The 231-nt window shown below is 59.7% G+C and carries 1 pseudogene; it reads right to left on the bottom strand.

The features are described from left to right. A pseudogene (locus tag ACTVAJ_RS06415) lies at positions 1–231 on the bottom strand (ATP-dependent Clp protease ATP-binding subunit ClpX); the annotation flags it as partial.

The following is a 231-nucleotide window of genomic DNA, read 5'->3' as shown; positions in this document are numbered from 1 at the left end:
ACGTTGTCGATCACCGTCTCCCGCGTGATGATCACCTGACCCACATCCTCACGCGAAGGCACCTCATACATCACCGACAACAACACCTCCTCGATAATCGCCCGCAACCCACGCGCACCCGTCCCCCGCACGATCCCCTGCTCAGCGATCGCCTCCAACGCGTCCCGCGTGAACTCCAACTCCACATCATCCAACTCGAACAACCGCTGATACTGCTTCACCAACGCGTTC

This window comes from Nocardiopsis sp. KDC1DS13DA1, assembly GCF_055632325.1.
This window is presented reverse-complemented; position numbering and strand designations above follow the sequence as displayed.